Source organism: Providencia sp. PROV040 (assembly GCF_032706145.1).
Classification (GTDB): Bacteria; Pseudomonadota; Gammaproteobacteria; order Enterobacterales; family Enterobacteriaceae; genus Providencia; species Providencia hangzhouensis.
Genome location: NZ_CP120530.1, coordinates 1,252,568 through 1,271,112 on the forward strand (window position 1 = coordinate 1,252,568; position 18,545 = coordinate 1,271,112).

An 18,545-nucleotide genomic window follows, 5' to 3' on the forward strand; every position below is an offset into this window, starting at 1 on the left:
AGGCAAACGTGTTAGCCATGCAATTCTCTATAGTATGACGTGATTATCACAGGGACAATGCATGTTTGGTGATAAATGGTCTGAAATATTGTTGAGTAGAAATAAATAGCGCAAATAAGGGGACATAGATATAACCGTTATTTGCGCTAAAGATAAAACGGATTATTTAGCTGCTGTTTCCGCGCGTAGCTGGCTAACTTGTTGTTCCAAATCAGGCCATGGCGATTTGTCGGTAAACGTTGTTCTTAGGTAATTTAAGAGTACAGCTATTTGCTTATCACTTAAATTATGACGAAAAGCAGGCATGCTACCGAGCCCATCTGTTGCCTCATACTCTATTCCATTTAATACAACGCGAATGGCATTATCTGGTGTATCTGCATAAAGATTTGTATTTAAGGCTAAAGCGGGGCGTATACCTGACATTTGCGCACCTTTCGTTTGGGCGTGGCATGCCATACAAGCCCCTGAATATAACCTTGCCCCTTCAGTAGAGAGTGGTTCAATTTTATCTTCTGTTTGCTGTACGATTGCTACGGCTTGCGATGTGACTTGCGGATGATCAACTTCAGAAGTCAAATAGGTAGCAATAGCTTGTCTATCTTCTTCGGTTAGTTGAGAGGTTCCTTCTCTAATGACAGGCGCCATCGGGCCTGCTGCAACGCCATGGTTAGCTGAGAACCCGCTACGCAAAAACTCCGCCATGTCCTGATGGCTCCATGCAACAGGTGAAGATTGGTTACCTCGCAGCGCTGGTGCACTCCACCCTTCAGCATCTCCGCCCATCAAGTGGCTATCTCCGCCTTTTTCGCCAAATAAAATATCACGTGGAGAGTGGCAAGCGCTGCAATGGCCGAGTCCTTCGGTAAGGTATGCACCTCGGTTCCACTCATCAGTTTGTGAACTATCTGGTTTTAATGACCCAGTGGTTAAATAGAGCTGGTTCCATGCCCAAATTCCTTGGCGAATATTAAAGGGGAAGTTCAACGATGTCTTTGGGGGTTGATAACGAACGGGTTTTTGGCTCATTAACCATGCATAGAGGTCATATAAATCATCGTCGGAAGTATGAGTAAATGCGGTATAAGGGAAAGCAGGGTATAAATAATTCCCTTCACGATCAACACCATAACGCATAGCCCGTTCAAACGCTTCATATGACCAGCTGCCAATTCCTGTTTCTATATCCGGTGTTATATTTGTGGTGTAAATTGTGCCAAAGGGGATCTCCATTGCGAAGCCCCCGGTATTTTTCTCACCGCCAGGCCGTGTATGGCAAACAGCACAATCACCTAGTGCCGCTAATTTTTCACCGTGGGCAATTTGAGCATCAGTAAAACTTTGTGTCGAATTAGTGTGTAATGGCTCAATGGCAGATTGCCAACTCAGAGCGAGTCCCCCCACCGCAATAATAATGACAGCAAGCGCACTGTAGCCAAATAGTTTTTTTGCTTTACTCATGAGCCACTCCTTGGTTTTTGGCTGCCATATTTACTGCTCGCAGAATACGTTCAGGGGTAAACGGAGCTTCCCGCATACGAACACCTAATGCATCAAATAACGCATTTGCTACCGCGGCAGCGCTTGGTACCGATGAAGATTCACCCGCTCCCATAGGGGGTTCATTGGGATATTCCATTAATTGAATGTCAATTTCAGGTAACTCATCGAAACGTAGAATAGGGTATCCCCCCCATTCAAGTGAGGTTGTGCCTGATTTATCAAAGGTGGCAAACTCTTTTAATACTCGGCTACAGGATTGAATAATGTTTCCATGGACTTGGTGTTTAACGCCATCTGGGTTAACTATTTGTCCACAATCATGAGCGACATAGACTTTTTTGATAAGCACTTGCCCTGTACGACGATTAACGGTTAAGTCACAAACCCAAGCTGCCCATGCTGCACCAAACCCCGGGAATTTACTGTGAAAATAACGCGCCCATGCAAAGCCTCGACCATTCACAATTTCTTCGGTTACAGGGGATGGTTTTTGATGCATTGGTCCATCAATCCAATTTGCCTGTTTTTTCACAGCATTAATTAAAGCGATAGCTCGAGGATCATCTAAATATTTCAAGCGGTATGCTATAGGGTCTTGCTGTGCTAAATAAGCAATTTCATCAATCCAAGATTCATGGGCAAATACATTTGGGAGCGCTGAAACTCCGCGCATCCAAGATGCCCTAACAACAGGTGCGGTATCTTTAGCAATAACACGCATATGTGGGTATAGATATTGAGGGATAGCAGTGCGGTCTCCCATCTGTTGAATATCTGGTTTGTTTTCTTTTTTCCCAGTTAAAATCAACGATAAAGTAGCAGCATTATTTGATGGATAACGAGTACTGAGTTCGTAAGCGCTGACATCATTATTTTGATCAACTCCCCCTCGAATTTTAATCAATTGCCCTGTGCCTTTTGGCTCCCAACCCGCTTCTTGTTCTCGCATTAATTGCACTCGCACAGGTCGGCCTGTCGCTTGAGACAGTAAAACAGCATCGGCAGCCACGTCATCAGCACAGTTGCGCCCATAGCACCCTGATGCTTCCATGCGATGAATATGTATTTGATATAGGTCTCTATCGAGTTGTAGTGCTAAATCTTTTCGTAGGTCATGAGGGTTTTGTGTGCCTGACCAGACGTCTACTTTATCGGCACGGACATCAGCGATAGCGCAAGATGGCCCAATTGATGCGTGTAAATGGTATGGCCAAACATAGTCAGCATTCACGGTTTTATGTAAATTTGCTAAGGCGCTGTCAACATCGCCATCATCTCGTAATACCCTATCTTGGCTGGGTAATGCATCAAGGGTGTCATGGAGCTTATCAAGGGTTAAATCGGGTAATCCTTGCCATTCTTTCCATTGAACTTTTAACTGACGCATAGCGTCTATCGCTTGTTCTTCTCGTTCTGCAACGACACCAACAAAGTCATTAATGCGTACAACTTTTACCATGCCTTGCAGGTGGGCAATCGAACTTTCATCAATGGAAAGCAAACTATTCCCAAGCGGCGCGCTACTATCTGCACCTGCATAAGGAGGGCGAATAACTCTGCCATGTAACATATTGGGTACTCGCATATCATGTACCCAAGTCAATTCACCCGTTACTTTAGCGCGAATATCTACGCGTTGAATCGGCTTTCCGACATAAACAGCCTCAGAAACAGGTTTTAAGGTTACGTTTTCATCTAATTCAAAATGGAGATCTTGTCCTTTCGCCAATTGCGCATAACTCAAACGGCGTTCAGGTTCGGCAGTGACAAAAACATATCCATGCTCTGCTCGAACAGCTTCCACAGGCTCATTTAACGCTTTTGCAGCAAGAGATGTTAGCTTCATACGAACTTGAGCTGCGGCATGGCGTAAAGGGATAGAAGTGACTTGAATGGTCGCACTGGCGATAGTCGGCCCTTGATCTGGTGTACTTTGCGGATCCCCAAGTATCATTGTTACCGATTCAAAAGAGACACCAATTTCATCAGCGACAATTTGTGCGAGCGAGGTACGAATTCCTGTACCTAAATCCACATGGCCATTAAATGCAGTCACCGAACCATCTGCAGCAAGAGCAATAAAACTATCGACATAATTTAAAGGGATAGCGGCATTCTTGGTTGGTGTTTTTTCTGTTGCAAATGAAATAGAAGGCAACATGTTACTGACAACGATGAGCCCACCAGCTTGCAGCATACGGCGTCGAGTGATATCTAAAATACTCATGCTTTACCACCTTGTGCGATGATTATTTTAGCTTTTTTAGCTGCTTTTAATATTTCTACATGGGTTCCACAACGGCATAAATTAAAAGCGAGCTCTTTTTTTATTTCTTCTTCACTTGCATTAGGGTTACGTTTAAACAGAGCAACCAATGTCATTATCATGCCATTCGTACAATAACCACATTGTGCTGCTTGCTCATCAATAAATCCTTGTTGCACAGGATGGAGTGTATCAGCATCACTAATACCTTCTAATGTCGTAATTTTTCTATTTTCTACTGTCGATATAGGTGTTGAACAAGAGCGAACGACTTTACCATCGATAAGTACACTACAAGCACCACATTCGCCTAAGCCACAGCCATATTTGGGGCCGTTGAGCTTTAAATCATTACGTAATACGTAAAGAAGCGGTGTTGATGGAGAAATATTACTTAGTTCAACCCATCTTCCATTGATATTTAGTTGCATATACTTTCCTTTCACATTGCTAATCACAATAAATGATAATTTAATGTTATTATTTGTATGTTAACTATAACATAGGTTATTAATTTGAATTGTGACTGTATGTGCTAAGCTAAATTTTCGTTATGTATATAGTAAGTGCTTATTAATAAAGGTTAATATTGAAAAATACCCATGAGTTGTGTGAATGTTTGAGTGAGGTAATGTGAAAGGAAATCCAGTTGATATATTCCAAATAATTAGAATGTGGGCTGTCGTTTTCTCTGCTTGTGGGATTAACTCAAGATAGGCTTTTAGATAACAATAAAATTAATGGGGATTTTACTCAAATATTGTAATGAAAATAATAATGTCGCTTCCCTTCAATAAATAAGTCATTTGAAGAGAAGCGACGAATGATTACTGAGCCGCCTTTTTCAGTTTTTCAACTTGTTCGGCGGTGACGGGTTTACCTTGTCCTCCCCACTCAGCGCGCGCCCATGAAATTAAATCTGCCATTTCTTGTGGTGTTAAATCATCGGCAAAACTTGGCATTGCATACATACGCTGCCCGTTCGGGAAGGTGGTGGTTGGAATACCGGTTAATACCACACTGATAAAGGTTTCAGGGCTGTCCATGGCTAGGATGGCATTACCTTTTAACGCTGGAATGCCATTTGGTACACCTTCTCCGGTGATCCCGTGGCAACCTGCACACGTAGACATATACATCAAGCGACCAGTTTCCATTATTTGACTGACATCACCCACTTCTGGTGAGCTTGCCTCCGGTAATGGCGCTGGTGGGGCTTTGGCTCCGAGTATTTTTCCTTGTTTATCGGTCATCAAATAAATCGCCATGTCATCAACATCGCTTTTTTTCATCTGACTAGTAGAAAAATGAGTCACTGTGCTCATGTCTGCAAATGCAGAGCCTTGTGGGGCATTGCCCGTCAGTAAAAATTGGCTCAAAGAGGCGGTATCGTAGCCATGTTTGGAAAGCGCTTCTGCTGTGATATCAGGGATCGCTAAGCCCGCTTCTTCACCCCCTTGAAGTGACCGTGAAAACTCGACACCCATCATTAAGTTACGCGGTGAGTGGCAAGCACCGCAGTGTGCCAAACCTTCGACAATATATGCACCACGGTTCCATTCTGCAGAGCGTTGCGGGTCATGGGGTGCATTTTGTTTAGGAAAATTAAGCAAAGTCCAGAAGTTCATAAATGGGCGAACGGGTAGGACAAAGACACCTGTATTTTCTTTGTTTGGCACGGCTATTGGTGGAAGCGACATCACATAAGCATATAGTGCATCAATATCTTCTGATGTGGTCATATGGGTAAATACAAACGGCATCGCAGGGTAGAGATTACCTCTTTCTTTGCCAATTCCGTCTTTCAACGCACGATGGAAATCAGCGCGGGTATAGTTACCAATACCAAATTGTTTATCAGGCGTTATATTCGTGGAGTAAATAGTACCGAAAGGGGTTCCGATAGCACGCCCCCCCGCAGCCAATGGCCCTTCAGGTAATGAGTGGCAACCAAAGCAATCCCCAGCGGTTGCCAGTTCTTGCCCTCTTGGCAATAATTTGGCGACTTCTTCTGAGGTTAGCGGTTTATCTAAATCAGGGCCGATACTGGAGGTACGAAAAGCGCCAAACAGGATCGCAAGCATTAATATTATGAATAATAAGATAATAATATAAATGCTTTTACGTAGAGAGCTGGATTTAGCCATGATGTTTCTCCCTAGTCGATTACGCAGCCAGGAGTGTCGAGAGCGACTTTCCTCACAGCTTCATAATAGCGTACATAACCTGTACAACGGCAAATATGCTCATTGAGAGCCTCTTCAATCGCATGTTCGAGTTGGTCTCGTTTCACTGGATTTTTCTTCAGTTTATCAAGAAACACCGTTGCACCTGTGACAAAACCGGGAGCACAATAACCACATTGGAACGAAAAGTTTTCGATAAAAGCTTGTTGAATTGGCGTTAATTCAACAACTTTGCCTTGTTCATCCAGTTTGGCTTGCCCTTCGATGGTAACAATATTTTTATTGTTGAAATAATGGGCACCAAAGATACAAGTCCGGCTTTCAACCGTTGTGCCATCGGGCTGGATTTCCATAATGGTACAAGCATGGCAAATCCCTTGTCCGCAACCAAAGTGGGTGCCAGTGAGGTCTAGGTATTCATGTAGAAACTCAATCATTGGCATCCCAACAGGGACATCAATAGGACCAATTTTTTGGCCGTTAATGGTCAGTGTTAGTGGCTTGCGCTCAATAATCGGAACGGCATTGTTGATTTTCATGAGAGTGCCTTTTTAATTTTATCTACCGTAATAGGGAATTCATAGAAACGCTTGCCTGTTGCATGGGTTAATGCATTGCTCGTCGCAGGTAAGATTGGGATCATCCCCAGTTCTGCCATGCCTTTGGGTGGGGAAGTTTCTGAAAGTGGTGGTAAGTAATCAATGGTTTGCTGCCAAACCGCAACATCTTTAGCGCGCGGCAGGACATAGCGATTAAAGTTCCATGTTCCGTTTCCTGGCCCATCTTCATAGAGTGGTAATTCTTCCATCAACGCGTGGCCGATACCCATCGCGGTACCCCCTTGAATTTGGCCTGAAACCAATTCAGGGACAATCATCGTACCGGGGTCCATAATCATATGGTGGCGCATGATATCGACCTCACCCGTCATGGTGTTGACGTTGAGCTCGACTAAACAAGACGCAGGCGTGACCGTTGTTGGGTCCGCTTTAGCGCGTTGTGTTGGGGGGTAGTAGGCAATTTTACGTTTAATAAAATGGTAACCGCCAGTTGTCATTTGTTTTTTCAATTCTTGTGGAGCACCCTCGCCATAACGAACGGATATTGCATCGAGAGGGAGATTTTTCAAACCCACAGTTGGGATATCGAATTCTGCGCGAGCCCACTGCCAGCTGGAATAGCCGTGAACAGCAACCCCAGTGATGAGCCCCATCTCATGGGCTCTTCTGGCTAAAATGTCAAAAGGAATGGGCTTCATTCCGCCACCGCCAATACCATCTGGGCCAACGCGAATATCGGAAAATTCAACATTTAAGCCGTTGAACGCACCGCCGCCGGGGCCTTCACTCCAAATGCTTTTAGCCGCAGGCCAGAGGGTATTTTCCAATAAAAAATGGCCAGCTTGGCGCGTACCGAACCCAATGTAGTAAACACCACTTGATGAGCTCATGTCAGGTATTAGAGCGGGTGTCCAATAGGGATCAGTTTTGGATAATTCATCTTGTTTTTTCTGGTCGGCCCAACTGGTTTTAAGCGGTAGTTCTTCAAACTCAGTCACCCCAAACTCAACGACATCAGGGGCTTTGCTGAGTGCTTGCCATACCATTACTTGCTGCGCGGTTGTACCACCGGTGCCAATCTCTTGCATACAATGGCGCATTGTTAGTTTGCCATTGGCATCAAATTCAAGAGAAAGAATCGTTGGAACACCGCTAGAACCATAAACTTGCTGCACCTGTGCAAAGCCAACGCCGTATAACTTACCGGGGTTTTTCGCTTCATAATCGGCTTTGTTTTTCTCACGATCGACCCATATTGGGTGTTTTTCCGCAAGATTTAACATTTCAACGTTGCGTGGGTCACCGGCTATTACACCACCTTGTGTATTTGGATAACCTTCTAAAATGGCATTACGGCGGCGCAGTTCGATCGGGTCAATATTAAGATTATGAGCGATTTCATCCACCATCAATTCAGTGACTGCCATCGACTGCAAGGAACCAAAACCACGCATTGACCCCGCTTCGACAGCCGGAGTGGCCATGGCTAGAGCAGTGAGGTCAGATTTAGGGAAGTAATAAATAGACTGAGCACCGCGCACTGCTACGTGAGATACGGCAACGGAGAGGTTTTCACGACCGCCGCCATTACAGTTATAAGTGCCTTTTAATACATCAAACTTACCTGTTTTTTTATCACCAATAATGGTGACATCCATCTCAATGGAGTGGCGTTTCATTCCCATTTGGAATTGTTCATAGCGGTCATTTGCCATGCGAACAGGTAAGCCATCAGCGTAGAAACTAGCGACCATCGAATAAAAAGGAAAAACCGAATAGTCTTTTGAGCCGTAACCAACAGTAGAACCGGTTAATAACACAATGTTTTCGACGGAAAAATGTTTGTTGTGTTTAGATAGCTCAGCAGCAGCATTAACTACACCAGCAGGAGACTGTGTCGCGGTTAAGATATGCAGTGTTTTGGTTTGTGCGTCATACCAAGTATTACAGTTATCTGGCTCCATCGCGCAAGGGTCAATGGATTGTGAAAAACCATGGCGCTCAATCACAAACTTATCAGGGTTCTCGCGAGCCGCTGCGATTTCTTGCTCAATTTGCCGCGCGTAATCCATCGCTTTTTCTTGTTTATCAGGGCTTTTTTCTGCCTGATGAAGGGCTTGAATAAAGCCACCGCCACGATCTTTACGGATCACTGGGGGAATAGAAATGGCGTGCTTGGGGTCATAAGGTGGCCAAATAGGCGTATTGCCATCGAACCCGCCTTTAATACCTGAATCTTGATAAGGGGAAAAAATAGAAGGCGAAAGTGGTGTGTCACCACCGATACGCACGTACCGTGCTGCACCGTAGTTAGCGGGCGGTTTTGGCCCTGTCACCGTTCCGTATTTTACGGTGTTTGTGGCAAAGCGTAACATCCGCTGTGCTGCACTATATTTATCGAAATCATGATAAATCAAGATAGCAACTGGGTGGCCAATAATCGGCGGTGTATCCCCTAGAGGAACTAAAATATTGGTGCCATAGAAGCCTTTCCCCATACTGGTATCTTGGGGAATATTTAAGCCATCACGGATAAGATCTTCTTGTAAAACAACTTTATCAGGTTGTAGATTTGGCCCTAACATTGAAATATCAATGCCTTCAAAGGTTTTATCTGCCTCTGTCGCTTTTAACATAAAGGCATAACTTTGTTTTTTTGGCCAGCCGGGGATGTCTTTAGCGCGGTAATCACGAGCAAAATTTTTACGGCCAGTGACTTTTTCAACGCCATCCCAACGAAAACGTGCTTTACCGTTTTGACCAATCCAATCCGTTGATGGGGCGTCAGAATCGAGCTCCATTGCTATTGCAAAAGGGAGTTTGCCGACCATAACAGCAATGCCCGCAATAGTGCCTAGTTTGATGAAATTGCGTCTAGAAATATGTCCCGACATGTTGTGCTCCCTGATTATATTTTTAGGGTTTTTATTATGAGCAATGGAAGTAAATAATATTTTTTAGTCATTCATTATAAGATCGTTTTATTTCGCTTAAGTTTGCTCACAATTTGATGACTAATATCAGATAGCTCAGTAAGTTACATAAATAGTATGGGTATCTGTAATGATATATCAAGAACGAGTAAAGGGATTTAGACAAGAAAGTGAATAATACTGTTGAAGTCATCTTAATATGACAGTATTGAATAAAATAACTGAGCTTTATTAGAACACAATTTATTTAAATGATACTAATTCTTATTAATGAATGATTAAATCAATATGCATTTAATTATGTAAAGTATATTTGTATTCGGTTATTAAATAGAAAACTATTGGGCTCGTTAAATACGAACAAGCCCGATAGTTCATTTTTTGTCATTATTGACGTAAGGATTTAACATGCTCCGGGGTGACATCAGCAGGTTGTCCTCCCCACTGAACACGAAGGAAGTTCACTAAGTCACTAATTTGTTGGTCATTTAGCTTATTGGCAAACCCTGGCATGCTTTGCATATATTGGTTATTTGGGAACGCTTGCTCAGGCAAACCATCTAGAATCGCATTAATTAGGTTAGTGCTATCCACATCACGCAATGTTGAATTTCCTTTCATTGCCACCGCAACATTCGGTTTACCGCTACCGTCATAGGAGTGACAACCTGAGCAGGTTTCTAAATAAATTTGGCGGCCTTGTGCATTACCTTCCCCCATTCTTAATGGCGAAGTTGCTGGCGGGTTATCGCCCATTAAATAGGTGGCTATGGCACTATTATCTTCTGGAGTTAAATGTTGTGAACTCAGATAAATTACAGGGTGCATATCACTGTAGGCGGAACCTTGTGGTGTGAGTCCAGTCATGAAAAACTGCTGTAAATCTTCTTTTGTCCATCCTCGTTCTGCAAGCGCTTGCGGGGTAATATCTGGAGCAACAAAACGACCTAAAGCACCCCCTTTCATAAAGTTATCTAAATCCATTTCTCCCAGTTTTCCTCTTGGCGTATGGCATTCAGCACAGTGCTCTAATACGTTAACTAAATACTTACCACGTAGCCATTCAGGGGAGCTACCTTGTGAGCTATCGGGGAGTGGTTTATCGTTAAAAAACAATAAATTCCAGCCAATCATTGCCATGCGTTGGTTCAGTGGGAATGGCAATGAATTTTCAGGTGGCGCGACATCAATAGCTGGCTGGCTCATCAAATAACTGTAAATAGCGTCAGAATCTTCCCGAGTGATCCCTTTATAGGATGTATAAGGCATTGCCGGATAAAGATTTTTACTCGGTGGAGAGATACCTTGGGTCAGTGCTTTATAAAAATCATCTTTTGTCCAGCGGCCGATACCAAAATCGGCTGAGGGCGTTAAGTTACTGCTGTAGATGGTACCAAATGGGGTATCGAGTGGAAAACCACCGGCTAATGGTGCGCCATCAGCACTGGTGTGACACGCAGCGCAGTCACCAGCAAGAGTGAGGTAACGGCCTCGCTCAATTTCTTGAGGCGTCGCAGTCACTTTTTGTACAGGGCCATCTAAGGTACGGCTTTCATACCAATACAGTAACGCCCAGACGATGATAGCGATGGCTATCAACCATAAAATAATTCGTTTGATCATTTTACTGCCTCCTTGATAAGACCAGGAGTCGCAAGAACCACATCGCGTACTGCTTCATAATAGCGTACATAACCAGTACAACGGCAAATATGGTTATTTAGAGCTTGTTTGATAGCCTCTTCTAAGTCTGCTTCTGCAATCGGGTTTCGCTGAAGTTCTTCAATAAACACGGTCGCTGCATTTACAAAACCTGGGGTACAGTAGCCACACTGAAAACTGAAATTTTCAACAAAAGCTTGTTGAACCGGAGATAGTTTTACCTCCCCGTTTTCTTCTTTGGTGGCAGCCCCTTCGATAGTTCGGATGCTTTTATTATTGAAAAAATGTGCACCAGTAATACAGGTGCGGATTTCTTCGCTGGTACCAGATGGATTATCTAATATAACAACGCAAGCATGGCAAATGCCTTGGCCACAACCTAGGCGAGAACCTGTTAGGTCAACATATTCATGAAGAAAGTCTATCATCATGAGGCCTTCAGGCACGTCCATTGGTCCATACTGTTGGCCATTAATGGTTAAGGTGAGGGGAAGGAAATTTAGGCTCATGATATTACCTCTAAAATGTCTTTTGCGCGTACAGGCAAATGCAAGAAATGATGACCAGTTGCATCTGCAATGGCATTGACGATGGATGAAACTACCGGGATCATAACAACCTCAGCAACGCCTTTCGGCGGGTCAGTATCTGAAAGTCCTGGTAGGACTTCATTGGTTTGTTGCCAAACTGCAACATCACTGGCAAGCGGGAGATGATAACGGTTAAAGTTCCATGTCCCATTACCGGGACCATCTTCGTAGAGAGGTAAATATTCATGGAGTGCATGGCCGATACCCATTGCTAATCCACCTTGAATTTGTCCTGAAACCAGTTGTGGGACGATAAGATTACCGCATTCCACCACACTATGGTGATTCAGCAATTCGACTTGCCCAGTCGCTTTATCAATGGATAGCTCGCTAACGGTAGCGACGGCACTGTAGTAAGTGACTCCGGCATTATTTCTTTGTGTATCAGGGTAATAAGCTTTTTCGCGGTGGCAAACTTGGTATTCTTTATCGGCAAATCGTAGTGATAGCCCATCAATCGGTAAACGGCGAGTTTCACCCTGAATAGGGAAATCGGCTTCAGCCCATTGCCAGCGGTTAAATACGTGGCACACTGCGCCAGTTACCCCGCCCATTGCAAAAGTGCGTTCAATTAAGCGCGGTAAGCTAAGCACCTCAAGCCCATCAGCGGTTAAGCCTTCAGCAACCCAACGAGCATCTTCACGGCGAACAACTAGAGGGGCCGCTTGTCCGCCGCCAATCCCTTCTTGCCAAATTGACATGGCAGCTGGCCATAACCCATGTTCGAATATAAGGCGTGCGGCTGCTTCTGTGCTGTGGGTGAAATAATAGGCTGAATTACTCGCACTCGCAGGTGAGCAGTAGTTCGGTGTCCATAATGGGTTTTGTGCTAAGTGGTTTTGCTCATCTTGTGACATAGCAAATGGGTTACCTGTTGAGATCATCGGTAAAATTGACCAATCAACAACGGAAAAATGAGCTTGTTCCGCAGGCTTTCCTAACCATTTAGCGCAAACCACCGATTGGGACGTAGACATACCTGTACCAATTTCTGCACCACTATGATAAATGGCTATTTTACCCTCGGGGGTAAGTTCTACGCGAGCAAAGGAGGATTCCGCACCTGTCCCAAAGTCTTTTTGCACACAAGAAATCCCTGTACCGAATAGTTTACCGCTATGTTTCGCTTCAAAGTCGGCTTTACGTTTGGCTCTGTCAGTCCACATTGGGTGAGCAGCACAGCGGGTTAACACTTCATCGGCACGAATTGCGCCGCCAGGAATTGCCCCTTGGGTATTTTTCATCCCAGATTTGATGATATTTTTAAGACGGAACTCGATGGGGTCTACTTTTAGGAGTTTTGCGGCTTCTTCCATTAACATATCGGTTGCTGCCATGGCTTGTAAAGTACCATAACCGCGAGCTGAACCCGCATCGACAGCTCTTGATGCAATACCGACCGCAGATAAATCACTACGGGGAATATAATAGATAGCTTGGGCCCCAGTAGCCCCGACCATGACAACGGAAGGCGTAAAATTACAGCGACCACCGCCGTCACCGATAAAAGAAGCTGAAAGGGCTTCAATTTTATGCGTTTTTTTATTAACCGCTAAGGTGTAATCCATATCGAAAGCATGGCGTTTGATGGTAGATTGAAATTGTTCATAACGGTCATTAGCTAGACGAATAGGGACTCCGTCTCCATATAATGTTGCCATCGCACCATAATAGGGGAATGGAGTGTGGTCTTTAGAACCATAACCAACGGTAAAACAAGGGTGTAGGAAAATTTGTTTAATTGGAAAATGCGATTTTGCCAACATCTCTGGTAATGATTCCGCAACTTCCTGCGGGGACTGTGTCGGAATAACAAGATGGAATGACTGTGTTTTGGCGTCGTACCAACCGTTAGCATTATCAGGCTCTAAGGCAGCAGTATCAATGGATTGAGAAAAGTATTTTCGTTTGAGCACTAACCAGTCTTCCGGTGGGTTTTCCAGTTGTTTAGCGAGCTCATCAGCATATAGCATGCCTTGTTGATCTAATTTTCCGCCTTCGCGACCTTCAGGCCAAACGGGTAAGTGCTTTTTCATGCCAATAGGGGAGATTGGCATATCTTTTAGGCTTGAATAAATATCTGGCTCATAAGGATTTTCATTGCCAATTCGCACGCCACGGTAGGTTCCCCATGGGTCTCGTTTTAATGGGCCAGTTACTGCGCCGTATTGGATAACATCGTCACGGAATTTTAAGGTTTCTTTGGCAAAACGGAATTTAGCAAAATCATGATAAATCAATAATGCGACGGCTTGGCCAAGGTAAGCGGGAGTTTTCCCTTCTGGAAGCAATAAATCATCACCATAAAATTCAGGGAAAGCAACGCCATCTTTTTCTAAGTCACTTGCAGTTACGATGCGGTCAGGCATCAGGCCATCTTTTAGCAGATCAAGGTTAAAGCCTTGGTAAATTTTATCGGCTTGAGTCACGCGGAGTAAAAATGCATGACCTTGCTGTTTTGGCCAGTGAGGGATATCACGTGCACGAATGTCTCTGGCGAAGACTTTTTCCCCTTGGACTTTGGCAAACCCATCAATACGAAATTTGATTTGTTTGTCGACCGGGTTCCAGTCAGGAGATTGAAGGATTTTTTCTTCGAATAGCACATCAAAAGCACGGCTATACAAAGGGGCTAAATAAACAGATATTCCCGCTATAACGGCACATTTTAGAAAGTGTCTGCGGGAGAGTTCGACATTGCTTTTGCTCATAATACACCCTTACACTTATTATTATTACATCGGTATTTTTATTTTTATAGTCACATCGAAAAAATTACTTGTATCACATTTATATTATACTTCTCTTAATAAATTTCAAATTAATGATAAGTAGTTCTTGTGATCTTACTGAATATACTTTATTTATGAGATACGCAATCAGTATATCGATTTAAAATAAAAACTATGAATATTGGTATTTTAATATTGGCAGCAGGAAAAAGTGAACGTTTTCAAAATGCTGGAGGTAAAGGAAGTAAATTAAATTTTATGCTTGAAAAAAATACAGTTTTTGAAAAAACACTATTAAATTCAATCGATAGTGAGCTTCCTGTGCATGTAGTGACACGGCCTGAGAATGAAGGTGTTATTAATAATTGTTTACAATTTAATATTCCATACTCGTTGATAAATAGTAATGGATTAGGTGAGTCAATCGCATTTGGTGTTAAAAATACGTCTAATTTAGATGGTTGGATAATTCATTTAGCGGATATGCCATACATCAATAGTCATTTATTTACTCGTATAGTGAATGAATTAAAACAGCATACATTAGTCAGGCCAATATATAATGGTTTGCCAGGCCATCCAGTGGGAATATCTGCAAAGCATTATACAGAATTAATTAATCTAGTAGGTGATGACGGTGCGAAATCAATATTAAGTCGTAATCTTGTTTATCAATTAGACATAAATGACGAAAATGTTGTAAAAGATATTGATTATCCGAGTGTTGATAACGATTAAGGAACGAATATGTTGCGTGAAGATGTTTTTGTTATCTCTCAAGCCCTTTCTTGGATAAAAAAAGAGCCCATATGGTTGTGTACGGTGCTAAGTACATATGGTTCCTCTCCTCGTAGCCCGGGCTCACTTCTTGTTGCAAAGGCAGATGGCCAGTATGTTGGTTCTTTATCAGGTGGTTGTATTGAAGAAGATTTTATTCAACGAATACAGCATGCTGAATACATTAAGAGCAGCCAAATTGTTCGCTATGGTCGCGGTGGTTTAGAAGCGAAAGTGAATTTACCTTGTGATGGTAGTTTAGATGTTTTAATTGAATATTTACCGAATAGTCAGGAAAGTGTTAGTTACCTTACGGAGATACATCAAGCGTTACTGGGATATACTGCAATCAGTAAAAAAATCACGTTGCCACAAAGAGGTGAGGTAAGCACGGTTAATAATCAACAAACCCCAACCCAAATAGAGCGGGAAGGGGAGAACATTCAATTATATATTGCCGCGCCGCCACGGTTAATTATTGCTGGGATCTCAAATGTAGGTATTTACTGTGCTAGTTTTGCAGCAACATTAGGGTTTGAGGTTATAATTTGTGAACACCGTGAAGATGAGCTATCGCGTTTTTCTGGGCAACTTTCTAGTCAATTTGAAGTCATTAAATTATTTCCAGCTCGCTATTTGGAATCCCAAAGCTGTACACCGAATACCGCTATTGTTTCTTTAACCCATGATCCTCGTATTGATGACCTGACACTAATGGAAGCAGTGAATACCCCAGCGTTTTATATTGGTGCAATGGGCTCAGTAAGAACGAGTGCTCGTCGTCGTGAACGTCTTATAGCATCTGGTGGGATGACGGAGGCGGAAATAGAACGCATCCATGCTCCCATTGGTATTCCTATCGGTAGCAAAACACCACCCGAAATAGCATTAGCGATAATGGCGGATATTGTAGCTCATAAAAATGGCGTAGTTTCATCTAGTTATGTTAGTGAAACGAAAAAAGTAATGGTTACAAATTCAATGTATTGTGATGTTTAAAGTTAAATTCCCACGCCTTATAAAGTTAAATGACCTTTATAAGGCGAAAGGACCTAAAACTAGTTTAGTTGGTATAAATAGAAGAAATAATTTCTCTCATTTTTATTAAATATTTTGAAGCATCATATCGGTCAGTGACTATTTCTATATAAGCTGCAGTGTCGAGTGTTTCGATAGCCTGTAAAGCCTCATCTAATTCATCGCAGGTTGTCACTTTTTTGCAATACCAATCGTCACATCCCAGTGCTAAAGGAAGTTGTGCGTAATTCCATTGCGCAACATCATTATAATAATATTCAGGTTCTTTACAGAATAGTCGTTCAATAAGATAGCCATCATTATTTAATATAAAGATAATGGGTTTTAATCCAAATCGTGCAAATTGACTAATTTCTTGCATAGTTAATTGATGAGCGCCTTCCCCTGTCGCTAAGATGACTCGACGTGACGGGGATGCTAAAGCGGCGCCCAGTGCAGCAGGTGTTGCCCAGCCAATAGATCCCCATAATGATTGGGAATGAAAAGATGCACCTTTAGGTAATAGTGAAAATGCTAAGCCCATTGAAAAGGTTCCAGTATCTGTAAATATTATATCATTAGGTCTAAACATTTTTTCTAAGCGAGGATATAGATATGATTCAGTTATTTCGTTTGTTTCTACGGCTATCGGTTGACCTAGTGATTGGGCCTTAGGACTTTTGTGTTGATTAAAAGAAGAGGTTGGCAGTGATAGCAATCTATTCTGCAAGGCTAAAACAACGTCTTTCATGGAAATATTATTGTAGCATTGGCCATCAATAATGACTTTATCTTCCATAATATGGATTATATTTTCGATTTTAATATTAGAGGTATAACAACCTGAATTAAAGTCAGACAGAATAGTGCCTATATTTATAACACAATCACTGCTTTCGACAAATGAAGTGACTTGAGGATTTAATATTTGCCCTGTATACATTCCGATATATTGCGTATTAGTTTCATCTAATACACTTTTATCCATAAATAACGCGGTATAAGGAATTTTGGTTTTTTCAATGATTGTTTGTAAGGTATTTGCTACGCCTAAGCGCAAAGACATTGAGCCTGCTAATATGCAGGGTTGTTGGCTATTTATTAATTTATTTAAGATTAAAGGAATAATATTTTTTAGTGTTTCTGAGCAACTGTTTGGTATTAATGGAACAACATGATGAAATGGTTTAATTACAGTCTTTACAGCATAATCAGCAGGTAAGCCAAAATAAACTGGACGGCGTTCATGTAAGGCGTATGCGATTAACCGCTCAGTCTCTTCAATACAGTTTTCAGGGGTAATAATGGCATGAGCACAGACAATATGTTGGCTCATTTTATAAAAAACGTCATAGTTTCCATCCCCTAATGTGTGATGAGAAATACGCTGTTTCTTTTGTGTTAGGCTAGGAGGCATTCCAACAAGGTGAAATATAGGGACTCTTTCAGCATAAGAACCTGCTATTGCATTGAGAGCGCTTAATTCGCCAACGCCAAAGGTTGTTGATAGTGCAGCAACACCTTTAATTCTTGCATATCCGTCTGCAGCATACGCTGCGTTTAATTCGTTGCAATTGCCAATCCAACGTTGATGGGAGTTTGCACAAACACTATCATTTACAGGAAATGAATAATCACCAGGAACACCAAATATATCTTCAATGCCTAATTGATAGAGCTTAGATAAAATATATTCAACAACAGTTTCTTTCATTTAACTTCTCCAGTTAATAATTGTTTTTTACTTGATTTGTAATTATTTATATTAGCTATTTATTCTTATTGAAATCAATTCCATGATAGCTAATAAGGGAAGTAGTGAAAGTGTTATATTTTATAATGAGATTAATGGGGGTTATTAAATATATTATTTAATAAATTAATATAAATTAGTAGAGTAATAAAAAACAGTAGATCTTTTTAGACCTCACTGTTTTTTAGATTTAGAATACCGTTAAATAGAGTCAAGCCTGAGCGGCAATCACCATAATTTCTACTAGTACTTGTTCCCGAGCCATATTGGCTTCAACAGCTGCACGGGCAGGGCTATTTTCTATAGGCATCCAACTTTCCCATACCGCATTAAAGTCAGCAAAATCCCGTTTGATATCTTTAATCCAAACTTGGGCGGATAAAATACGTGTTTTATCACTGTTGCTTGCAGCAAGTAATGAATCAATCTTGGCAAAAACGTCTTTGGTTTGTTGTGTGATATCACCTGTTAGATCATTAGGTACTTGCCCTGATAAGTAAACTAAACCTGAATATTCAACGCTATCAGCTAAGCGTGGTTTTGGGTTGTTACGTTTTATGGACATG

13 protein-coding genes are annotated in these 18,545 nt (G+C 42.2%); 2 read left to right on the forward strand and 11 right to left on the reverse strand.

Annotated elements, in window-relative coordinates; translation table 11 throughout:
- Window positions 1-162: 162 nt before the first annotated feature.
- The 9 genes from P3L40_RS05805 to P3L40_RS05845 form a co-directional block, all read right to left on the reverse strand.
- Window positions 163-1,461, reverse strand: a complete 1,299-nt coding sequence (locus P3L40_RS05805) for a c-type cytochrome (RefSeq protein ID WP_004260716.1) — start codon at window positions 1,459-1,461, stop codon at window positions 163-165.
- Complete coding sequence (locus P3L40_RS05810) at window positions 1,454-3,730, reverse strand: xanthine dehydrogenase family protein molybdopterin-binding subunit (RefSeq protein WP_094960921.1); 2,277 nt, start codon at window positions 3,728-3,730, stop codon at window positions 1,454-1,456. Before P3L40_RS05810 ends, P3L40_RS05805 begins: the two co-directional genes overlap by 8 nt.
- A complete protein-coding gene (locus P3L40_RS05815) occupies window positions 3,727-4,200 on the reverse strand; it encodes a (2Fe-2S)-binding protein (RefSeq protein WP_036958302.1) in 474 nt (157 codons plus the stop codon). Before P3L40_RS05815 ends, P3L40_RS05810 begins: the two co-directional genes overlap by 4 nt.
- A 396-nt stretch (window positions 4,201-4,596) precedes the next feature.
- A complete protein-coding gene (locus tag P3L40_RS05820) occupies window positions 4,597-5,916 on the reverse strand; it encodes a cytochrome c (protein WP_036958301.1) in 1,320 nt (439 codons plus the stop codon).
- Window positions 5,917-5,927: 11 nt separating this feature from the next.
- Complete coding sequence (locus tag P3L40_RS05825; protein ID WP_004260707.1) at window positions 5,928-6,494, reverse strand: (2Fe-2S)-binding protein; 567 nt, start codon at window positions 6,492-6,494, stop codon at window positions 5,928-5,930.
- On the reverse strand, window positions 6,491-9,409 hold the full coding sequence (locus P3L40_RS05830) for a xanthine dehydrogenase family protein molybdopterin-binding subunit (protein WP_196731603.1): 2,919 nt from the start codon (window positions 9,407-9,409) through the stop codon (window positions 6,491-6,493). Before P3L40_RS05830 ends, P3L40_RS05825 begins: the two co-directional genes overlap by 4 nt.
- 426 nt (window positions 9,410-9,835) lie before the next feature.
- On the reverse strand, window positions 9,836-11,071 hold the full coding sequence (locus P3L40_RS05835) for a c-type cytochrome (RefSeq protein ID WP_210853399.1): 1,236 nt from the start codon (window positions 11,069-11,071) through the stop codon (window positions 9,836-9,838).
- Window positions 11,068-11,619 (reverse strand): (2Fe-2S)-binding protein, encoded by a 552-nt coding sequence (locus P3L40_RS05840; RefSeq protein ID WP_004260697.1) that lies wholly within the window; start codon window positions 11,617-11,619, stop codon window positions 11,068-11,070. The genes P3L40_RS05835 and P3L40_RS05840 overlap by 4 nt, the downstream gene beginning before the upstream one ends.
- A complete protein-coding gene (locus tag P3L40_RS05845) occupies window positions 11,616-14,411 on the reverse strand; it encodes a xanthine dehydrogenase family protein molybdopterin-binding subunit (protein ID WP_210853401.1) in 2,796 nt (931 codons plus the stop codon). The genes P3L40_RS05840 and P3L40_RS05845 overlap by 4 nt, the downstream gene beginning before the upstream one ends.
- Before the next feature lie 195 nt (window positions 14,412-14,606).
- Between P3L40_RS05845 and P3L40_RS05850 the strand changes: the two genes are divergently transcribed.
- Complete coding sequence (locus tag P3L40_RS05850; protein ID WP_096863304.1) at window positions 14,607-15,170, forward strand: NTP transferase domain-containing protein; 564 nt, start codon at window positions 14,607-14,609, stop codon at window positions 15,168-15,170.
- Between the two features lie 9 nt (window positions 15,171-15,179).
- Window positions 15,180-16,208, forward strand: a complete 1,029-nt coding sequence (locus P3L40_RS05855; RefSeq protein ID WP_094960926.1) for an XdhC family protein — start codon at window positions 15,180-15,182, stop codon at window positions 16,206-16,208.
- A gap of 64 nt (window positions 16,209-16,272) precedes the next feature.
- On the opposite strand, the gene P3L40_RS05860 is transcribed toward P3L40_RS05855, so the two are convergent.
- Window positions 16,273-17,940, reverse strand: a complete 1,668-nt coding sequence (locus tag P3L40_RS05860; protein ID WP_210853403.1) for an alpha-keto acid decarboxylase family protein — start codon at window positions 17,938-17,940, stop codon at window positions 16,273-16,275.
- 250 nt (window positions 17,941-18,190) lie between these two features.
- Window positions 18,191-18,544 carry a RidA family protein gene (locus P3L40_RS05865; RefSeq protein WP_004260681.1) on the reverse strand — a complete coding sequence of 118 codons (354 nt, stop codon included), beginning with the start codon at window positions 18,542-18,544 and terminating at the stop codon, window positions 18,191-18,193.
- Between the last annotated feature and the right edge of the window lies 1 nt (window position 18,545).

Bases quoted from the DNA above. Each gene is read 5' to 3' on its own strand.
- P3L40_RS05805 (WP_004260716.1), bottom strand. From the start codon at position 1,461: ATGAGTAAAGCAAAAAAACTATTTGGCTACAGTGCGCTTGCTGTCATT.
- P3L40_RS05810 (WP_094960921.1), bottom strand. From the start codon at position 3,730: ATGAGTATTTTAGATATCACTCGACGCCGTATGCTGCAAGCTGGTGGG.
- P3L40_RS05815 (WP_036958302.1), bottom strand. From the start codon at position 4,200: ATGCAACTAAATATCAATGGAAGATGGGTTGAACTAAGTAATATTTCT.
- P3L40_RS05820 (WP_036958301.1), bottom strand. From the start codon at position 5,916: ATGGCTAAATCCAGCTCTCTACGTAAAAGCATTTATATTATTATCTTA.
- P3L40_RS05825 (WP_004260707.1), bottom strand. From the start codon at position 6,494: ATGAAAATCAACAATGCCGTTCCGATTATTGAGCGCAAGCCACTAACA.
- P3L40_RS05830 (WP_196731603.1), bottom strand. From the start codon at position 9,409: ATGTCGGGACATATTTCTAGACGCAATTTCATCAAACTAGGCACTATT.
- P3L40_RS05835 (WP_210853399.1), bottom strand. From the start codon at position 11,071: ATGATCAAACGAATTATTTTATGGTTGATAGCCATCGCTATCATCGTC.
- P3L40_RS05840 (WP_004260697.1), bottom strand. From the start codon at position 11,619: ATGAGCCTAAATTTCCTTCCCCTCACCTTAACCATTAATGGCCAACAG.
- P3L40_RS05845 (WP_210853401.1), bottom strand. From the start codon at position 14,411: ATGAGCAAAAGCAATGTCGAACTCTCCCGCAGACACTTTCTAAAATGT.
- P3L40_RS05850 (WP_096863304.1), top strand. From the start codon at position 14,607: ATGAATATTGGTATTTTAATATTGGCAGCAGGAAAAAGTGAACGTTTT.
- P3L40_RS05855 (WP_094960926.1), top strand. From the start codon at position 15,180: ATGTTGCGTGAAGATGTTTTTGTTATCTCTCAAGCCCTTTCTTGGATA.
- P3L40_RS05860 (WP_210853403.1), bottom strand. From the start codon at position 17,940: ATGAAAGAAACTGTTGTTGAATATATTTTATCTAAGCTCTATCAATTA.
- P3L40_RS05865 (WP_004260681.1), bottom strand. From the start codon at position 18,544: ATGTCCATAAAACGTAACAACCCAAAACCACGCTTAGCTGATAGCGTT.